Origin of the sequence: Paenibacillus barengoltzii NBRC 101215 (genome assembly GCF_004000745.1) — a bacterium.
GTDB lineage: Bacteria > Bacillota > Bacilli > Paenibacillales > Paenibacillaceae > Fontibacillus > Fontibacillus barengoltzii.
This window is the reverse complement of the sequence record NZ_BILV01000143.1, coordinates 1-1,645: the sequence shown is the minus strand read 5'-3', so window position 1 is coordinate 1,645 and position 1,645 is coordinate 1. Positions and strand designations below refer to the sequence as shown.

General features: G+C 52.4%; 1 protein-coding gene. It reads left to right on the top strand.

Going from position 1 to position 1,645, the window contains the following annotated elements; translation table 11 throughout:
* Positions 1-117: 117 nt before the first annotated feature.
* Positions 118-1,449, top strand: a complete 1,332-nt coding sequence (locus tag PBA01S_RS22475; RefSeq protein ID WP_127576777.1) for an IS1380 family transposase — start codon at positions 118-120, stop codon at positions 1,447-1,449.
* The last annotated feature ends 196 nt before the right edge of the window (positions 1,450-1,645 follow it).

Sequence of the window (1,645 nt, the reverse complement as noted above, 5' to 3'; positions counted from 1 at the left end):
CCTGAATCCGTGAACTTGAACAAATAAATCCTGAGGCGGACACAGGAAAATGCAGCCAAGAAGGCGAATTATTCAAGTATTTGGAACCTTCAAAGCCATTCACCTGTGGGGTGCATGATGAAAATCCGTTTTGTCCGATCCAACGAACTCATTCTGTCCACCCATGCCGGTCTCGCTACCGTCGGTGCCTTGCTGGCACATACCAAACTCACAAAACGCCTTAACCATACCCGACTCACAGATGTAGAACATCCGTATCATTCTCACTCCGACGTGATGAAAAGCTACATCGGCTTGCTGTGTCAAGGAAAAAGCGATTTCGATCACATTGAGCCGTTTCGGAACGACGATGTCTTTCAGATCAGTCTGCAACTGCAGCGCGTGCCCTCCAGCCCGACGCTTCGCCAACGCCTGGAGCGCGCGGCGGAAACGAAGGCGGGATGGAACGAGATTCTGCTTGAGGAATCCGCTGATCTGATCCGTCGCATCCAGGCGCCGTTGACCGGAGTTCAGGCCGGATCTCGTGTTTACATCCCGCTGGACATCGACGTTTCCCCCTTCGACAACTCCGGTACCAAGAAAGAAGGCGTTTCCCGCACGTACAAAGGCGTGGACGGCTATGCGCCGATCTTTGCCTATCTGGGGCAAGAGGGGTACGGCGTCAATGTCGAATTGCGGGAAGGCAGCACCCATGTCCAGAACGGCACCGCGGCATTCTTGACCCAAAGTATTGCCTATGCACGGCGCATCACGGATCAGCCGATGCTCGTGCGCATGGATGCAGGAAACGACAGCCTCGAGAATCTGCATGTGTGTCACCGTGAGAATGTGGACTACATCATCAAAGTGAACCTTCGCAGGGACCCCAAGGAGGCCTGGTTGCACGTTGCCGAGACCTCGGGCATCTGCTGCGAGCAACGCGAAGGCAAGAAAGAATATGTCGGGTTCATCGAGTTTCCGGAGAAAGGATTTGACCGCCCTCTTCGACAAGTCTTCCATGTGATCGAGCGAACGATTGACCGAGATGGACAAATCCTGCTGGTTCCCGAACTGGAAGTGGATGTATACTGGACTTCGCTTCGCTGTGCACCATGGCGGGTGATTGAGTTATACCGGGATCACGGCACCAGCGAGCAATTTCATAGTGAAATCAAGACGGATCTGGATTTGGAACGGTTGCCGTCCGGGAAATTTGAAACCAATCATCTCGTGTTGCACGCAGGCGTGTTTGCGTACAATTTGCTGCGCATCATGGGGCAGGAGAGTCTGCGCAAAGACGATGCGCCTATACGCGGCAATGTGCAGCGACGCCGGATTCGGACGGTGATCCAGAATATCATCTACATGGCGGTGCGGTTGATACGACACGCCCGAGGGATATGGTTTAACTTTGACAAGAACAGCCCATGGTCCCCCGTATTGGAGCGGATTTACCACGCGTTTGCATGAGCATGGATCGAAACGAATCGTTTTACTCAAAACCTGCAATTTCGCAGGTTTATTTGGCATGCACAAATTTGTCGTTCAGGCCTCATTGAAGCTTCAAAGGATTGGCAAATCCATCCCGGTGGCCATCTCCAGGAGAGTATAATCTGATTTTGAATCCGTCACATTAGAACGATTTAGCAAATATCACGGATTCAGG

Excerpts from the sequence above, each read along its gene's own strand:
- PBA01S_RS22475 (WP_127576777.1), top strand. The coding sequence starts at position 118 with ATGAAAATCCGTTTTGTCCGATCCAACGAACTCATTCTGTCCACCCAT.